The sequence below is a fragment of the Hymenobacter qilianensis genome (assembly GCF_014489555.1).
Classification (GTDB): Bacteria; Bacteroidota; Bacteroidia; order Cytophagales; family Hymenobacteraceae; genus Hymenobacter; species Hymenobacter qilianensis.
Genome location: NZ_CP060784.1, coordinates 1,108,155 through 1,124,089, shown reverse-complemented (window position 1 = coordinate 1,124,089; position 15,935 = coordinate 1,108,155). Strand labels below are relative to the sequence as shown.

At 53.8% G+C, this 15,935-nt stretch carries 13 protein-coding genes, 1 tRNA gene and 2 pseudogenes; 11 read left to right on the top strand and 5 right to left on the bottom strand.

Translation table 11 applies throughout. From position 1 onward, the window contains the following. Window positions 1-46 precede the first annotated feature (46 nt). The 3 genes and pseudogenes from H9L05_RS05235 (at window position 47) to H9L05_RS05225 (ending at window position 5,001) form a co-directional block, all read left to right on the top strand. Complete coding sequence (locus tag H9L05_RS05235) at window positions 47-1,174, top strand: efflux RND transporter periplasmic adaptor subunit (RefSeq protein ID WP_187733298.1); 1,128 nt, start codon at window positions 47-49, stop codon at window positions 1,172-1,174. An 18-nt stretch (window positions 1,175-1,192) separates the two neighbouring features. Next, window positions 1,193-4,620: pseudogene (locus H9L05_RS05230) on the top strand (efflux RND transporter permease subunit). Between the two features lie 108 nt (window positions 4,621-4,728). Beyond that, window positions 4,729-5,001 carry an acyl carrier protein gene (locus H9L05_RS05225; protein WP_187733297.1) on the top strand — a complete coding sequence of 91 codons (273 nt, stop codon included), beginning with the start codon at window positions 4,729-4,731 and terminating at the stop codon, window positions 4,999-5,001. 172 nt (window positions 5,002-5,173) lie between these two features. Here H9L05_RS05225 and H9L05_RS05220 read toward each other — a convergent pair whose 3' ends face one another. From H9L05_RS05220 to H9L05_RS05210, 3 genes are all read right to left on the bottom strand, one after another. Further along, a complete protein-coding gene (locus H9L05_RS05220) occupies window positions 5,174-5,404 on the bottom strand; it encodes a hypothetical protein (RefSeq protein ID WP_187733296.1) in 231 nt (76 codons plus the stop codon). Then, a complete protein-coding gene (locus H9L05_RS26740) occupies window positions 5,386-6,015 on the bottom strand; it encodes a YkvA family protein (RefSeq protein WP_394368465.1) in 630 nt (209 codons plus the stop codon). Before H9L05_RS26740 ends, H9L05_RS05220 begins: the two co-directional genes overlap by 19 nt. 172 nt (window positions 6,016-6,187) lie before the next feature. Then, window positions 6,188-6,805, bottom strand: a complete 618-nt coding sequence (locus H9L05_RS05210; protein ID WP_187733295.1) for a C40 family peptidase — start codon at window positions 6,803-6,805, stop codon at window positions 6,188-6,190. A gap of 317 nt (window positions 6,806-7,122) precedes the next feature. On the opposite strand from H9L05_RS05210, the gene H9L05_RS05205 reads away from it, so the two are divergent. Further along, window positions 7,123-7,482: a hypothetical protein gene (locus H9L05_RS05205; RefSeq protein WP_187733294.1), complete on the top strand. Its 360-nt coding sequence runs from the start codon at window positions 7,123-7,125 to the stop codon at window positions 7,480-7,482. A gap of 81 nt (window positions 7,483-7,563) precedes the next feature. Here the strand turns inward: H9L05_RS05205 and H9L05_RS26735 are convergent. Next, window positions 7,564-8,297: pseudogene (locus H9L05_RS26735) on the bottom strand (SDR family NAD(P)-dependent oxidoreductase). Between the two features lie 260 nt (window positions 8,298-8,557). On the opposite strand from H9L05_RS26735, the gene H9L05_RS05195 reads away from it, so the two are divergent. From H9L05_RS05195 to H9L05_RS05180, 4 genes are all read left to right on the top strand, one after another. After that, on the top strand, window positions 8,558-9,310 hold the full coding sequence (locus H9L05_RS05195; RefSeq protein ID WP_187733293.1) for a hypothetical protein: 753 nt from the start codon (window positions 8,558-8,560) through the stop codon (window positions 9,308-9,310). A gap of 232 nt (window positions 9,311-9,542) precedes the next feature. Next, on the top strand, window positions 9,543-10,091 hold the full coding sequence (locus tag H9L05_RS05190; protein WP_187733292.1) for a fasciclin domain-containing protein: 549 nt from the start codon (window positions 9,543-9,545) through the stop codon (window positions 10,089-10,091). A 192-nt stretch (window positions 10,092-10,283) separates the two neighbouring features. Beyond that, window positions 10,284-10,730: a Fur family transcriptional regulator gene (locus H9L05_RS05185; RefSeq protein WP_187733291.1), complete on the top strand. Its 447-nt coding sequence runs from the start codon at window positions 10,284-10,286 to the stop codon at window positions 10,728-10,730. Window positions 10,731-10,894: 164 nt separating this feature from the next. Then, on the top strand, window positions 10,895-13,987 hold the full coding sequence (locus tag H9L05_RS05180) for a PAS domain-containing protein (protein WP_223284742.1): 3,093 nt from the start codon (window positions 10,895-10,897) through the stop codon (window positions 13,985-13,987). Between the two features lie 93 nt (window positions 13,988-14,080). On the opposite strand, the gene H9L05_RS05175 is transcribed toward H9L05_RS05180, so the two are convergent. Continuing rightward, window positions 14,081-14,153: transfer RNA gene (locus H9L05_RS05175), tRNA-Thr, on the bottom strand. A 189-nt stretch (window positions 14,154-14,342) separates the two neighbouring features. Here H9L05_RS05175 and H9L05_RS05170 point away from each other — a divergent pair. From H9L05_RS05170 to H9L05_RS05160, 3 genes are all read left to right on the top strand, one after another. Then, entirely contained in the window at window positions 14,343-14,795 is a 453-nt protein-coding gene (locus tag H9L05_RS05170) for a hypothetical protein (RefSeq protein ID WP_187733290.1), read from the top strand. Between the two features lie 67 nt (window positions 14,796-14,862). Continuing rightward, window positions 14,863-15,630 carry an FkbM family methyltransferase gene (locus H9L05_RS05165; RefSeq protein ID WP_187733289.1) on the top strand — a complete coding sequence of 256 codons (768 nt, stop codon included), beginning with the start codon at window positions 14,863-14,865 and terminating at the stop codon, window positions 15,628-15,630. Next, on the top strand, window positions 15,627-15,917 hold the full coding sequence (locus H9L05_RS05160) for a DUF4834 domain-containing protein (RefSeq protein WP_187733288.1): 291 nt from the start codon (window positions 15,627-15,629) through the stop codon (window positions 15,915-15,917). Before H9L05_RS05165 ends, H9L05_RS05160 begins: the two co-directional genes overlap by 4 nt. Window positions 15,918-15,935: the final 18 nt, after the last annotated feature.

Below are 15,935 nucleotides of genomic sequence, written 5' to 3'. Positions count from 1 at the left end.
GCACCTTTTTTCATCCTTTCAGTTAGTTAGTGAACCGCTTCCCCTCATGAAATACAGCATCACTCCCGCCATTCTTGCCCTAACGCTGCTAGCTGCCTGTGGGCAGAAAGACCCGCAGGCTGAGTTGGCCGCGCTGAAAAAAGAACAGGCCGAAAACCAGGCTAAGATTGCCGCTCTGGAAGCCAAAGCTGGTCCGGCCGATAGTGCCGCTACTGCCGCCGCTGCGCAGATTGTGCCGGTATCCGTGCTAAACGTAAAACCCGCCGACTTTAAGAGCTACTTAGAGGTGCAGGGCCGCGTCGATTTCGACCAGAATGCCACCGTATCGGCCCGCTCAGGCGGCTCGCTCACTAGCCTGCGCGTACAGCGCGGCGACCAAGTCCGCAAAGGTCAGGTGCTCGCCACCATCGACGCTGGCGTACTCGAATCCAACATTGCCGAGTTGCGCACCCGCCTGGACTTGGCCCGTGTGGTGTACGAAAAGCAAAAGCGCCTCTGGGACCAGAAAATTGGAACCGAGATTCAGTTTTTGCAGGCTAAGAACAACTACGAAGCGCTGCAGCGCAACCTGAGCACCCTCGGCCGTCAGCGCGAGCTGTATAACGTAACGGCTCCTTTCGCAGGCACTGCCGATGAAGTTCTGCCAAAGCTGGGCGAAGTAGTAGCACCAGGTACGCCGGTGGTGCGCCTTGTGAGTGGTACGGGGGGCAAAATTCTGGCCGACGTGTCGGAAAGCTATTCGGGCAGCATCAAGGCCGGTGACAAGGCCGTAGTTGCCATTCCCGATTTGGGCAACCAAGAGTTCCCAGCTACCGTGCGTGTAGTGAGCAGTTCCATCAACCCTACGAGCCGCACTTTCACCACGGAGCTGCGCCTCGATAGCAAGTCGAAGCTACAGCTGCGCCCTAACATGGTAGCTACTGTGCGCATCCTGAACTACAACCGCCCCAACGCCACGGTAATTCCAGTGGATTTGGTGCAACGTGACGAGCAAAATAGTTATGTATATGTGGTGGAGCAAAAGGGCAGCCAGCCAGTGGCTCGCAAGCGCGTCATCAAGACCGGTGCCACTTATAATGGCGAAGTAGAAGTAACCAGCGGCCTGAGCGCCAATGATAAAGTTATTTCAGCGGGCTATCAGAATATCAACGAAGGACAGGTTGTAAGCCTGTAAGAAGTTAGGAGTTAAGCCATGCAGGACATCGAAAAAGAATTCAAGCCCACCAGTTGGTCTATTGATAATAAGACCAGCATTTATATTATCACGCTGCTGCTGTGCGTGGCTGGGGTGTTTGCCTATATCAAGCTAGGCAAGGAGAAGTTTCCGGATATCGTGATTCCGCGCATTATTGTAGCTACGGTATATCCCGGCACTTCCCCCACCGACATCGAGAACCTGGTAACGCGCCAGCTCGAGAAGGAAATCAAGTCGGTGAATGGAGTGAAGAAAATCAACTCTACTTCCAACCAGGACTACGCCATCGTAGACGTGGAGTTCAGCTCCGACGTGGACGTGCAGTACGCCAAGCAGCTCATCAAGGACGCCGTCGATAAGGCGTCTTCGGAACTGCCCAGTGACCTGCCCACGCCCCCACGGTGCAGGAGGTTAACCTCTCCGAACTACCCATCATGAACATCAACCTGGCAGGTAATCTGTCAGTGATTCAGTTGAAGAAGTTCGCCGATGACTTCCAGGACAAGATTGAGGCGCTGCCCGAAATCACTCGTGTAGACATCGTTGGTGCCTTGGAGCAGCAGGTAAACGTAGACGTAGACCTGAACAAGCTCCGCGCTTCACGTCTGGGCTTTACAGACATTCAGCGGGCTATTGCCGGCGAGAACATCACTATATCAGGTGGTTCTATCGATGTAGGTAACCAGAAACGCGCGGTGCGTGTGGCTGGCCAATATGTGCGTGCCGCCGACATTGCCGACATTCAGATCAAAAACCTGAATGGTGCCGCTGTTCGCCTTGGCGACATCGCAACGGTAGAAGATGCCTTCAAGGAGCGCGAAAGCTACGCTCGCCTCGATGGCAAGCCTGCTATTACCTTGAACGTGGTAAAGCGCCAAGGCGAAAACCTGATTGATGCGTCCGACAAGATCAAGCAGATCATCGACGACTCGAAGAAGACGCTGCCCAAGGAACTGGACATCACCGTAACCGGCGACACGTCCAACGACACCCGCGTAACCCTACACGACCTGATCAACACCATCATTATCGGCTTCCTTTTGGTAACGCTGATTCTGATGTTCTTCATGGGAACCACCAACGCCTTATTCGTAGGCTTGTCGGTGCCGCTTTCCATGTTCCTGGCCTTCGTGCTGCTGCCGACCTTCGACTTCTCGCTGAACATGATTGTGCTGTTCGCCTTCCTGCTCGCGCTGGGCATTGTGGTGGACGACGCGATTGTGGTTATTGAAAACACGCACCGCCTGCTGCACGAGCACCCCGAGATGACCACCAAGCAGGCGGCCAAATACGCGGCTGGGGAGGTATTCGTGCCTGTGCTGGCTGGTACGCTGACCACGGTAGCGCCCTTCGTGCCGCTGCTGTTCTGGCCGGGCATCGTGGGTAGCTTTATGTTTTACCTGCCCGTTACGCTTATTCTGACGCTGATGGCCTCTCTTATCGTGGCCTTCATCATGAACCCGGTGTTTGCCGTGTCGTTCATGAAGCGCGAAGACCATCACAATGCCGAGCGGCCGAAGTTGGATAAGAACTTCCTGATAGGAATGGGTGTGTTGCTGCTCATCGCGATGATTGGTTACCTGATGGGCTCGCCTTTCGTGGGCAACCTGGTGATCACTGTTATCGTGCTCTGCTTCCTGAACAAGTTCGTGTTCGTACACATGATTGCGGGCTTCCAGACCAAGATTCTGCCCCGCTTCCAGAATGGCTACGCGAGCATTGTAACGTGGGCACTTCGCCATCCAGCGCTGGTAATGGGTAGTATGGTGGTGCTGTTTGTAGGCTCGTTCTTCGCTGTTGCCGCCCGCCAGCCTAAAGTTGACTTCTTCCCTAAAGGTGATCCTAAGTTCGTGTACACCTACCTGAAAATGCCAGTAGGCACGCGGGTAGAAGTTACTGACTCAGTGGCCCGCGAGCTGGAGAAGCGTATCTACGGTGTCATCGGTCGCAATAACCCCGACGTGGAATCGGTTATCTCAAACGTCGCTATAGGTGCCGGTGACCCCGGCGAAGCTACGGCTACGGGCGTATCGCAGTCGCACTTGGCTAAAGTAGGCGTGGCGTTCAAGGAGCTAAGCGAGCGCACGGGTCCGGCCACCTCTACTTACATGGACAAGATCCGGGAAGTGGTAAAAGGCATTCCCGGCACCGAGATTTCAGTTGACCAAGAAGCCAGCGGTCCGCCCACGGGCAAACCGATTGCCATTGAAGTGTCCGGCGATGACTATCCGGAGCTTGCTAAGCTTTCCAAGAAGGTGATCAGCTACCTCGACTCAGCCAACATTGGCGGTATCGAAGATTTACGCTCCAACCTGGAAGACCGCAACCCTGAAATTGCTGTGAACATCGACCGGGTGCGGGCCAACCGCGAAGGCATCAGCACCGCCCAGATCGGTATGGAAGTGCGGACGGCCATCTACGGCTACGAAGCCAGCAAATTCAAAACCGCTGACGACGATTACCCGATTCAGGTGCGCTACGCCAAGCCTTACCGCGAAGATGTGAACGCCATCCTGAACTCGCCGCTCACGTTCCGCGATGCTACTGGTCAGATCCGTCAGGTGCCGATTTCGTCGGTGGCTGAGGTGAAGTACGGCACTACCTATGGTGGAATTAAGCGCAAAGACGTGAAGCGTGTAATCACTATTTCGTCGAACGTACTCAACGGCTTCACCGGCCCCGACGTGGTGCGCGAGATTGAGACGGCGCTGAAAGCTTTCCCAACTCCCGCCGGCTATACCATTAAGATGGGTGGTGCGCAGGAAGATCAAAAAGAGACCAGCGACTTCCTCGGCATAGCTGCGGTGGGTGCTTTGGCCCTGATCTTTATTATTCTGGTAACGCAGTTCAACTCGGTGAGCAAGCCGATCATTATCCTGACGGAGGTAATCTTCTCCATCATCGGAGTAATGCTGGGCCTGGCTATTACGGGTATGAATGTGAGTATTGTAATGACTGGTGTAGGAATTATTGCCTTGGCTGGTATCGTGGTGAAAAACGGTATTCTACTGGTCGAATTCACGGATATGCTTCGTTCTCAGGGCATGCCGCTACGCGAAGCCATCGTTTTGGCAGGCCGCACGCGTCTGAATCCGGTAGTGCTGACGGCTACTGCGGCTATTCTAGGACTTATCCCACTTGCAATTGGCTTGAATATTGATTTCTATGAGATGTTCAACTCATTTGAGCCACACTTCTTCATCGGAGGCGAGTCGGTGGTGTTCTGGGGACCACTAGCCTGGACCATAATTTTCGGTCTTAGCTTTGCAACCATTATCACCCTGGTGGTAGTCCCTGTGATGTATTTGATCAACGAACGACTCCGGGCTAAGATTACCGGAAACGACCCTGATGCCCCAGTAACGCCCCCCGCCGACGCGGAAGAAATTCGCGCCACTCGCCCACCTGTTTTAGCTGAAGCTTAAACTTTGAGACACGAGAACTGAGAAGTGAGACGTTAGAGCAGCCGCCCTGGTAAACTAAATCTCACTTCTCAGGTCTTACAGTCTTCTTTCTGTATACCTCCCCTTTTTATGATTTCCTCATCTACCTCTGTCCCTTCTACCATTGAGCAGCAAGTGCTGCGCATCATCAGCAAGCGTAAGGCTATTAAGCCCACGCGCCTGCGTATCGGCAGCAACCTGAGTCGTGAGCTTGGCTTCGACACGGTTGATGTAGTAGATATTATCCTTGAACTCGAGCGCAGCTTCAAAATCACTATTCCCGATGAAGTGCCCCTAAGCACCGTAGGCGATTTTGTAAGCTACGTAGCCTCCCACACGCCCGAAATTCGGCAGGTAGCGTAGGTTGATAGTTTTACTAATGGCATAAAAAAGCCCCCCAGCCTGAGCTGGGGGCTTTTTTATGTGCTCTAACATTGACCGTCATGCAGAGCGGAGCGAAGCATCTCGCTTGCTGATGTGAGGTTAGTAATCAGACTAAACACGCGAGATGCTTCGCTTTGCTCTGCATGACGTGCTAGCGCACATTGCCGCCCGTATCGTTCGAGCTATCGTTGCGCGTGCGGCTGCCGTCGGTGTTGTAGGTATCATCGGCGTGAGGCCGCACATTGGTTTTTGGCTCGGTGTCGTTCGGACCCGTCAGGCTGGGATTGGGGTTGCTACTATCGGGCGAAGAAATGCCTGAATCAGTGTTCGATTGGTGGTGGCTGGAACCAGCCGCTGGATGGTTTAAATCAACGGTGCCCATACGCTTCGCCGACTCTGGCGCTTCCACACCGTGATCCAGAGTATGGTCGGGTGAGGTCTGGGGGCATTTTGCGGCTTCGGGCCCGATTCGGCTGTGGTGCCATCCGTAGACGTCAGGGACACGGCAGCGCCGGAAGGGCTATCTACCGGACCGTTGGTACTGGCCATTGCGCCGCTGGTGTGGACCACCGTCGGCCGCGAGTGCTCCCACGCTACGAAGTGGTCCATTTCTTCTTTCAATTTGGTAGTAAACCAAGCCAGCAGGGCCACGTCATCGAGCAAGCCAATCACGGGTATAAAGTCCGGAATCAGGTCGATAGGGCTCAGGAAGTAGATGAGCACTGCCACCGCCGCCACGATAGTAGGTGTAGGTACGCCTGTGTACTCGCCCGATACGGAGGTACGCACCAACCGGAACAGCACCTGCAAGCTTTCCCAGGCCTCGTGAGCAAGCGTACCTAAGTCGTTTTTCTCGCTGGCTTTCTGGTAGGCATCATTCAGAAGCTGTTTGATGCGCAGGGGCTTTTTCAGGTATTCTTCGGCCTTGCCGAGGAAGGTTTTGAAGAGGGGAGAAGAGGCGATATTCTCGCCTTTGGGGTTCGGAGTATTCATAGGAAAGCGAAGTTGAGAGTAAACTGCTGCCAATCCGCATTGGGTTGGCGCTTGCCTGTTCTATACTGTAACTGCTCAAAATGGTTTTGGCTCAGCACCTCAACAGTAATCCACAAAAAAAGCCCCGTTCCGAAGAGCAGGGCTTAATGTCTGGAAAACGGTTGGCGGCCAGTTAATTGGTTTCAACGCGACCAGCGGCGTAGAAGTTTCGATTATAATAGCCTTGTTGTAAGGAACTTATAGTTACGCCTTTACTGGTAGCGGAGTGGGCAAATTTGCCATCTTTCAGATAAATACCAACGTGATAGATAGGCTGGCCGGGCCCGCGACGGAAGAATACCAAGTCACCTTCCTCCATCTCCGTCTTGCTGATGCGCTTCACGTTCTGAAACATGGAGCGCGAGCTGCGCTGAAGGGTAATGCCGTAAACTTCTTGAAAAACACGGCTTACAAAGCCGGAGCAATCGGTGCCGCGGCGGGTACTGCTGCCGTAGCGGTAAGGGGTACCGAGCCAATCGGTGACGGTGCGGAGCAGGGCTTTATTCTCGTCGAAATCAAGCTTCAGCCCGAGGGTCTGGGCGTAATAGTTATAAGCCAGCGAGTCGCGGGAATTAGCTGTGGTGTGGTCGTCGGCATAAGGAGCCGGCATATCCGGTGTCCAGGAGGGGAAAAGGGAGGCTTCGGCTATGACTGGGGCCGAAGCAGCACTGTTTTCAGCAGGTGTGCGGTCGTAGAAGAAGGAAAGCGTGAGTGAGGCAGCGGCGAGGCAATAGAGAAGGCTATGTTTCATTGTCCGTCGTAAGGGAGCAAAATCGATTTTCGGGCGTAGCCGCAAGCGGCCAAAAGGTGGGTCGTATGAGCAAAAAACCGGACTATTTATCCAAGAAAAAAAGTGATAAAAAAGCGGTGGTATGGGGGCTAAAACCGACCGTTTGTAGCGAGCCCCATAGGTTAAAGCTAAGCCATAAAAATTTGGGCATCCAAGTTTTACCCCTTAATTGGGCAAATAAACTTATTATAGTATAAATTTATAATAGTAAAATTATAGCTTAACCATGGCTATAACCTCAACGTTTGGCGTATACTACGCCGCCCAAATCATCCCCCATGAAGCCGCCCCGAATTATTGAGAATTCGCCCTTCGCTCGCATTGCCCGCATCGTTCTGCAATCGCGGAGTGTGGCTATGGTTTTGGGCAACAGTATTCACCTCAGTGGAGCTACCCGCGAGCAGTTTTTGCAGGATCCTTATTGGGTAGCGCACGAGATGTGCCACATCCGCCAGTTTCGGGAGCACGGCCCCGCCAAGTTCCTGTGGAAGTACCTGGTCGAATCGGCACGGGTAGGGTACTTCAACAATAAGTTTGAGGCCGAAGCCCGCCTTGCTGGTCGCCTCGATGCCCACCTTTACGCCGGCAACCGCCCCCTGCCCGACCCTGAGCAGATGCACAAAGGTGCCCGCGGATAGGCAGCCGCTTTATACTAGTGAGAGGGTGGGGGCTTTTTTCTGGATTTGGAGAGCCTCAGCGCCATGCAGCACTACTGCACGCTATAGTGCGGCAAGTCGGCCACCGTCCGCAACTAAGGTGGTGCCGTTGATAAAGCTGGAATCGGCGGCAGCCAGAAAGCAGATGGCGGCGGCCAGCTCTTCGGGGCTGCCTACCTGGCCGGTTATCTTCTCACGGCCGCTTTTCACGTTGGGGTTTTCCCAGAGCATAGGCGTATCGACGGCGCCGGGCGCCACGGCATTGATACGGGTTTGGGTATGCGCAATTTCCTGGCTGAGGCCGCGCACAAAGGCTTCCATAGCGCCCTTGCTGGTAGCGTAAGGCACCACGTTGGCCGTGGTTTGGTGGGCATGCACGGAGCTGACCGTCACAATGCTGCCGTGCTTCATATGTGGCAAGCAGAGCTGGCAGAGTCGAAACAGGGCCCGCATATTCACGTTCATGAGTGTATCCCACTCCTTGGGGGCAAATCTACCAAGGGCACGTAGGTCATGGCGGCGGCATTGTTGATCAGCACATCTACTCGGTTCCAGCGCGCCAGGGTTTTGCGAACCGCAGCTTGCAGATGAGCATCTTTGCCCACGTCGGTCCGCACAAAAAGCGCCTCGCCCCCGTCCGCTTTTATTTGGCGTACCACCTCGCGGCCCTCCTCGGCATTGCGGCCCAGCACCGCCACGCAGCCGCCCTCACGCCCAAGCTGCACGGCCACCGCGCGTCCGATACCGGATGTGGCTCCCGTCACAATGCAAACTTTATTCTCGAACCGTTTTGACATATACGCTGAGCTGGGGGGCTTTTTTGACAGGAGAAAATAAAAAAGAGGTAGCTGCCTTTCGCGAAGGAAAAGCGACAACCTCTCCTAATTGTTCAGCTTAGATGCGCTCTAACTTACTGACGACTACGAAAGAAAGTTGGGAACGGGCCGCCGGAAAAAGTATGGCTTATTCGCAACCCGGCTCCAAGGAAATACGATATAGACCTAGTGTAACCTGCCGGTTACATGTAATTATTCGTTCTATTACCCTCACCACTACTATGGAAAACAAGCCAAATCAACCCAACCCCGGATCTACTCCTTCTTCTACTGGCGCAAACGCTGGTGCTTCTTCCCAGAAATCTACTTCGACTCCAGGCTCAGCTACCAAAGCATCGGGCGCTGCGGGCTCAGCCAGCACTGCAAGCGGCAGCTCGAATGAGCAAAATCGTCAGAACGACAGCAGCAATCAGGACCAAAACCGCGAGCAAGGCGGAGCCGGTGGCGCTGTAAAAAACTGGGTGGATCAGCTGGGCTTAAATGACACGCTCAACCAGCTTCCCCAGTCGGTAAAAGACCTCAGCAGCAAGGCTACCAGCCAGTTTGGCAAGCTGACTACTACCCAGCAAATTGTAGGTGGTGCGCTGCTTATTGGTGGCTTAAGCTGGCTGGCGTTGCGCTCTAAGAGCAGCGACAAAGGCTACAAGTCTTACAAAGGCAAGAGCGGCAAAAAAGACAAATCTGGTTACCGCGGCAACGTAAGTTCAGAGTCGGGTAAATACGGCTCTACTGGTAGCTATGGCTCCAGCAGCTACGGCGCAGGCGGCAGCTATGGCTCGGGCAGCAGCTACGGCTCCTCCGACTCCGACAAATCGAAGTCGGGTTACCGTCCGGCCCCAAGCAGCGGCAGCAGCTACCGTTCAGGCAGCAGCAGTGGCAGCGACTACGGCTCCTCTTCGGGCAGCCAGTCAGGCTACCGCGGTGGCATGGGCAGCAGCTCATCCAGTTCCTCCGACTACGATAGCAGCCTGTAAGCTGTAAGTAAAAAGCCCCTAGGGGACAAAAAAAGCCAGACGTTCTCACGTCTGGCTTTTTTTGTCCCCTAGGGGCTTTTTCAAAAAGTCTCGAAGCAACAAACCACTCGTTTTTCATTGAAAGGAAAGGCTGAAAAGGTTGATTAGTAGGTGATTAAAACAAATTAATCTCAACCATTCAGCTGTTGCGCGGTTGTAGAATCTCACCGCATTTAACTTCCCACATTCATCTATGAAAAAGAAACAGATCATCCTTCACGCAATTGCTCTCCTTGGTTTAGCTGGCGTTGCCTCGGCCCAAACGATGACTCCAGCTCCGGCGGCTACAGCCACCTCCACTGCTGCCTCCACTAATAAGGACCTGGCCGGCAGTGCGGCTCTCTCAACCGAGCATACGACTTTGTTAACGGCCCTAAAAGCGGCAGGCTTAGCCGAGCAGGCCAAAGCAAAGGGCCCATTTACCGTATTTGCCCCCGATAATGCAGCTTTCGCCAAGCTGCCAGCCGGTACGGTAGATAATCTGCTTAAGCCAGCCAATAAAAAGCAACTCAGCAAAATCCTGACGTATCATGTGGTGCCCGGCAACGTGATGGCGGCTGATCTGAAGGATGGCCAAACCATCAAAACGGTGCAGGGCGAGTCGCTGACCGTGAGCCTGGAGGGCGGCACCGTCACGATTCGCGATGCCAAAGGCGGTTCGGCTACAGTAACCACGCCCGATATCAAAGCCACCAACGGTACCGTACATTCCATCGATGCCGTCTTGATGCCCGCTAAGTAGGCGCTCTATATAGAAAGTAAAAGGGGTCTGCTTCATGGAAGCAGACCCCTTTTTAGTAATGCTGGCGCACGATTAGCCGTTGTGCAATCTGGGAGAAAGGCTTTGGAACGCCGGTTGGTTGTATTTTTACAATTCACTAGCCGAACGAATCTGCCGGTATTAGTGCTTATTCGTTTACGTTTTCGAATCCTTATGTCCGCTGCCGATTCTGCTACTGCCCTGCTTGCCCAACACGGACTGCGCCAAACGCCCGTGCGTCAGGCTGTGTTGCGGGCGTTCCTGGCAAAAACATACGCCCAGTCCAGCCATGATCTGGAGCAAAGCCTGGATTCCAACACCGATCGTATCACCTTATATAGAACCCTTAAAACCTTTGAGGAAAAAGGGCTGATTCATCGCGTTATCGACAACACCGATATTCTGCGCTATGCACTTTGCTCGCGCGAATGTGCCCGCCACGCGCACACCGATGATCATGTGCACTTTAAGTGCTCTGCCTGTCAGCATACCTATTGCCTCAACCAGGTAGCTATTCCGGCTGTAGCGCTGCCGGGGGGCTTTCAGGCAGCATCGCGGGAGTATCTGATGACGGGCGTTTGTCAGCAGTGTCAGCCAATGAGCGCTGCATCTGCTTGCTGATAAGTGAAAAAAGCCCCCCGCAGCCCAAATGCTATCTTGGTAAAAGCTTTCCTACAGCGTTTGTTATTTAACTCATCTGAGGTGATGCATCCCGCCGTATTACCTGATCAGTTTTACATAGTATCGCTATTTATAAGGTCAGCTTAACCCTCCCTGCATTTGCTATGCCCTATTTGCCTGTGCCGTTACCCGCCTTATCTGACCCAAGCGACCTGCTTCACACGCTTCTGGACATATCCCTTACGGCTGTCAATGTGCTTTCCCCGGTGTATAAAGCGGGCAGCAATGAAATAATAGATTTTACTATTGACTATATCAATCCGGCCGGACAGCGCATGGTGGGGCCGCTCGAACGGCCCTATGGTACCGTTGGGGAACGCTTCCCCGCTTCGCTACCTACTGGGGTTCTTGCTTTCTACCAACAGGTATTTGCAAGTGGCAAACCCGACCAGTATAAGTTGAACTACCAAGCCGACGGGCTTGATAACTACTTTCATCTGGCCGCCCAGCGCAGTGGTGAGCTGTTGGTAGTAAGCTTCACCGATACCGCCGATCAGGACCGGAGCACCGTAGAGCTTTCCCTACGCGCGAGTCAGCTAAGGGAGCGGGAAGGGCTGGCCCACGTCGAAATGCATCGCCAGCAACTGGACACGTTGTTTAGCCAAGCCCCGGCCTGTATTGCCCGACTCTCAGGTCCGACTCACATTTTTACCATCGCCAATCCGCTCTACCACCAACTTTTTGGTGGGCGACAACTGCTGGGTAAAACCATACGAGAGGCATTGCCAGAACTGGAAAGCGAGCCATTCTTTGGCTTTCTCGACGAAGTTTATCGTACCGGCGAGACTTTCTACGGTAGTGAAATACCTTTCTATTTCTCCCAATCTGCTAGCGAACAGGTTAATCCACGTTATTTCAACTTTATCAACCAAGCTACCCGCGATGCCACGGGTACCATTGATGGCATTCTGGTTTTTGCCTACGAGGTGAGCGAGCTGGTGCAGACGCGCCGGCAAATGGAACAGGATGAAGCGAAGTTGCAGGAGCTAAATCAGCAGCTGGCAGCTACAAATCTGGAGTTAGTGGCCGCTAAGCATCAATCGGAAGTTGCCCAAGCCGAAACCGATCTTGAGCGCCAGCAACTACACAATATTTTTATGCAGGCACCGGCCATGATCTGCATATTTGAGGGGCCTGAGCATCGGTTTCGGCTCGTTAATCCTCATTACCAGAAACTTGTTGGCGAGCGTCCATTGCTAGGGCGGGTTATCCGCGAGGCTATGCCAGAACTAGCCGGGCAAGCAATCTTTGGCTTGCTCGATAAGGTTTATCGTACCGGGGAAACATTCTACGCGCATGAAATGCTGGTACAGCTCGACCATGCCAACACGGGCACCTATGACCTGGGAGAGAATTACTACAACTTTATTTATCAGGCTACCCGCAATCTGGCTGGCCAGATCAATGGCATCCTTGTGTTTGCTTACGAGGTTACAGCGCAAGTAAAAGCCCGCCAACAGGTGGAACGGAGCCGCCAGCTAGTGCAGAATCTGAATGAGGAGCTAGCAGCTGCGAACGAAGAACTGCAGGCCGCAAATGAGGAATTCTTGACTAACAACGCCGAGCTATCCCGTACGCAACACCAGCTCGAACAGCTTAATACGGAGTTGGAAGGGCGGGTAAAAAGGCGCACAAACGAATTGCAGCGTGCCCAAGCCGAAACGGAACGGCAGCGTCTGCGCTTGGAGCGGCTGTTTATGCAGGCTCCCGCCGCTATTTGCATCCTCAGCGGCCCTGATCTGGTTTTTGAATTGGTTAACCCTAGTTACCAGCAGCTATTTCCTAACCGTCGGCTTTTAGGCCGGTCCATTTATGAAGCATTATCAGAAATAAAGAATAATCGGGTGGCCGAAACGTTTCGTCGCATATACGAATTGGGAGGCACACACGAGGAGCAAGCCTTGCTCATTCCTTTCGCACGGACTGATGATGGCATATTGGAGGACCGTTATTTCAACTTTATCCAACAAGCCCGCTACAATGAGCGCGGCGAGGTGGATGGCGTGCTGGTATTTGCCTTTGAGGTAACAGAGCAGGTGGAAGCCCGCAAAGCCAGTGAGGCCAGCACTGAGAAGCTGCGCCTCGTTACCGATTCTCTTCCTGTACTTATTGGCTATTTAGATCGGGAAGAGAAATACCAGTTTACCAATGAGGCTTATAAAGCCTGGTTTAATCAACCCCCCGAAGCTTTATTAGGCCGGGCCGTTCGCGATATAATAGGAGAAAATGCCTACAGAGGTGTAAAAGGATATATCGAGCGGGCACTGGCTGGGGAACGCCTGGATTTTGAGGCCAAAATGCCGTACCGGGAGAATTTTGTCAAGCATATTCGGACTAGCTACGTGCCTGATATTCAATCGGGTAAGGTGGTCGGATTCTACACCATGGTCACCGACATCACAGAGTCGGTGGAGGCGCGACAAGTGATAGAAGACGGCAGACAGCAGGCGCAGGCAATGGCGCAAGAATTGGCTACAACCAACTCGGAGCTGAGCAGCATCAACGACCAGCTCCGGCGCACAAACGTGGATCTGGACAACTTCATTTATACTGCCTCGCACGACCTGAAAGCTCCTATTACCAATATCGAGGGGCTGCTACATGCGCTGCAACAACAATTGCCCTCCAGCAGTCAGGAGGGCGACGTGAACTTTATTCTGTCGATGATGCATGGTGCAGTGGACCGTTTCAAAACCACCATCGACCACCTGACTGATGTTTCGAAGCTGCAAAAGGAGCACGACCAGCCCACTATAACCGTTAATTTATCTGAAGTTATTGAAGGTGTACGCCTCGATCTGATACCTCTGATGGAGCAAGCGCAGGCGCAGCTGGAAGTGGATGTGGAGACGTGCCCCACACTTTCCTTCTCAAAGAAAAATCTACGCTCGATAGTGTATAATCTGTTGAGTAATGCCTTTAAATACCGCCACCCCGACCGTCCGGCCCTCGTGCGGATTAACTGCCATACGGAGGCCGAGTATGATGTTTTAGAGGTGCAAGACAATGGTCTGGGCCTCGACCTGACGCGGGAGCGCCAACTGTTTACCATGTTTCAGCGCTACCACACCCACGTAGAGGGCTCAGGCATTGGGCTGTACATGGTCAAGAAAATAATTGAGAACGCGGGGGGCAAAATTGAGGTAGAAAGCCAGCTTGGCGTAGGCTCTACCTTCCGCGTTTACTTCCGGCTCTGATTTCCAGACTCGTTATAGCGCAACTAAAAAAGTGTTGTAAGAAAAAAGGCCCCAAAAGAGCATCTGCGACTTCTGGGGCCTTTTTCAATGAAGAGCCTCTTATTGGACTCGAACCAACGACCTGCTCATTACGAATGAGCTGCTCTACCAACTGAGCTAAAGAGGCGTCTGCTGAACACTAACTGCTCAGGCCAACAAAGATAGGCAGGCGCCGGAAACTAGTGCAAGGCTGGGGCCTTTTTTCTAACCTTAACCGCTAACTAGAGCCAGGCAACGTGCCGTAGCGCTTATGCGTTTGGGAGAAAGCGTCCGGCCCAAATAGCCGGATTTAGCTTCAATTTGAACCACCTGCCAAATGAAATCTGCTACTGTATTGCGCGCCTTGGGTAATGGCTTCGCGGGCGCGGTTGTGCTAACCGCCGTACACGAAACCGTCCGTCATATTATACCCGAAACTGCTCCGCGCATGGATGTGCTGGGGATGCGCGGCCTGCGAAAGCTGCTAGGCAAAGCAAATGCCCCCCAGCCCGACCATGACACCTTATTTAACCTAACCATGGCTGGCGACTTGCTTTCCAACGGTCTGTACTACAGCTTGGTAGGTGCTGGCAAAAACGCCTGGCAACGCGGTATTGTGCTTGGCTTGACGGCTGGTATAGGTGGGGTAGTGCTTCCCGGCCCGATGGGCCTGGGCGAGGCTCCCAGCAACCGCACCCCGCAAACCAAGCTGATGACGGTAGCCTGGTACCTGATCGGAGGACTGGCCGCGGCGGGCGCGGCGCGAGCAACACGCAAGCGCCGAAAGTAGCCGTTGGGCCTAGCAATGCTCAGGGTAGTGCGTCCACGTAATCGGACGTGCTACCTTTGCCGCTGCTATGGTAAAACAGCTTCGCAAATTATTGGTCCAGGCTCTCGGCTTCGAGCGCTACATCCGCTTCGTGAGCCGCGTGTATCTGGGGTTGGTGAGCGCGGGCTGGGGCCGGGCGAAATATCCTGAGCTGTTTTTTCTGGAGAAGATTATTCGCCCTGGTTTCGTGTGCCTAGACATTGGCGCTAACCTGGGCTATTACTCCGTGGCGTTGTCGCGCTTGGTAGGAGCGGAGGGGCAGGTGTTAGCCGTAGAGCCCATCCCGGATTTTCAAAAAATCTGGCGAGATAATGTGCGCCTGAGTGGCCACAACAACCTGACGTTGCTGCCCTACGCACTTGGGGGGCAAAATACCACCGTGCAAATGGGTACGCCCGAGCGCGACGGTCTGCTTCACCACGGCATGACCAAGGTAGCAGCCTCCAACCCCAACGAAACCTACGCCCGCACCTACGAGGTGCCCATGCGCGTGCCCGACGAGCTACTAGCCGATTTGCCTCGCCTGGATTTTGTCAAATGCGACGTGGAAGGCTTCGAGCACGAAGTGTTTCGTCATCTACAAGCCACCTTGCGCCGCTTTAGGCCACTTATCCAAACAGAGTTGAATGGTCTGGAGAACCGGCAGGCGGTCGTTATTTTGCTGGCGGAGTTGGGCTATAAACCATTTATGCTTTCGCCGCGTTCTGAACTTGTACCCTGCTCGGCTGAACAACTTACCAGCGCCGTCACGGCCGATTTTTACTTTCAACCCGTTTCCCCGCCTTCCCGCCCATGACCAAGTTCCTCCTAACCCTGCTCATCATTTCGCTGCTCGTGCGCTTCGTGCTGCCCGTGGTGCTGCGTTTGGTGGTAGGAATGTTCATCAAAAAGCAAGTTCGTCGCTATGGTCAGCAGTTTGGCCAAGCGCCTCCTTTCGGACAAGATTCGCCCTTTGGCCCGCCGCCCGGCCCTGCTCCGGCTCCCGGCCAAGTGCGCGTAGAGTATGTGCCACCCCAGCCCAAAGCCCGCGCAGATACCAAGTTCAATGGCGGTGACTACGTGGAATACGAGGAAGTAAAATAAGCTCTCATCAGAAATGCC

Coding starts and splice junctions, on each gene's coding strand:
- H9L05_RS05235 (WP_187733298.1), top strand. CDS start 47: ATGAAATACAGCATCACTCCCGCCATTCTTGCCCTAACGCTGCTAGCT.
- H9L05_RS05195 (WP_187733293.1), top strand. CDS start 8,558: ATGGAAAACAAGCCAAATCAACCCAACCCCGGATCTACTCCTTCTTCT.
- H9L05_RS05170 (WP_187733290.1), top strand. CDS start 14,343: ATGAAATCTGCTACTGTATTGCGCGCCTTGGGTAATGGCTTCGCGGGC.
- H9L05_RS05185 (WP_187733291.1), top strand. CDS start 10,284: ATGTCCGCTGCCGATTCTGCTACTGCCCTGCTTGCCCAACACGGACTG.
- H9L05_RS05220 (WP_187733296.1), bottom strand. CDS start 5,404: ATGGGCACCGTTGATTTAAACCATCCAGCGGCTGGTTCCAGCCACCAC.
- H9L05_RS05190 (WP_187733292.1), top strand. CDS start 9,543: ATGAAAAAGAAACAGATCATCCTTCACGCAATTGCTCTCCTTGGTTTA.
- H9L05_RS05165 (WP_187733289.1), top strand. CDS start 14,863: ATGGTAAAACAGCTTCGCAAATTATTGGTCCAGGCTCTCGGCTTCGAG.
- H9L05_RS26740 (WP_394368465.1), bottom strand. CDS start 6,015: ATGAATACTCCGAACCCCAAAGGCGAGAATATCGCCTCTTCTCCCCTC.
- H9L05_RS05160 (WP_187733288.1), top strand. CDS start 15,627: ATGACCAAGTTCCTCCTAACCCTGCTCATCATTTCGCTGCTCGTGCGC.
- H9L05_RS05180 (WP_223284742.1), top strand. CDS start 10,895: ATGCCCTATTTGCCTGTGCCGTTACCCGCCTTATCTGACCCAAGCGAC.
- H9L05_RS05205 (WP_187733294.1), top strand. CDS start 7,123: ATGAAGCCGCCCCGAATTATTGAGAATTCGCCCTTCGCTCGCATTGCC.
- H9L05_RS05210 (WP_187733295.1), bottom strand. CDS start 6,805: ATGAAACATAGCCTTCTCTATTGCCTCGCCGCTGCCTCACTCACGCTT.
- H9L05_RS05225 (WP_187733297.1), top strand. CDS start 4,729: ATGATTTCCTCATCTACCTCTGTCCCTTCTACCATTGAGCAGCAAGTG.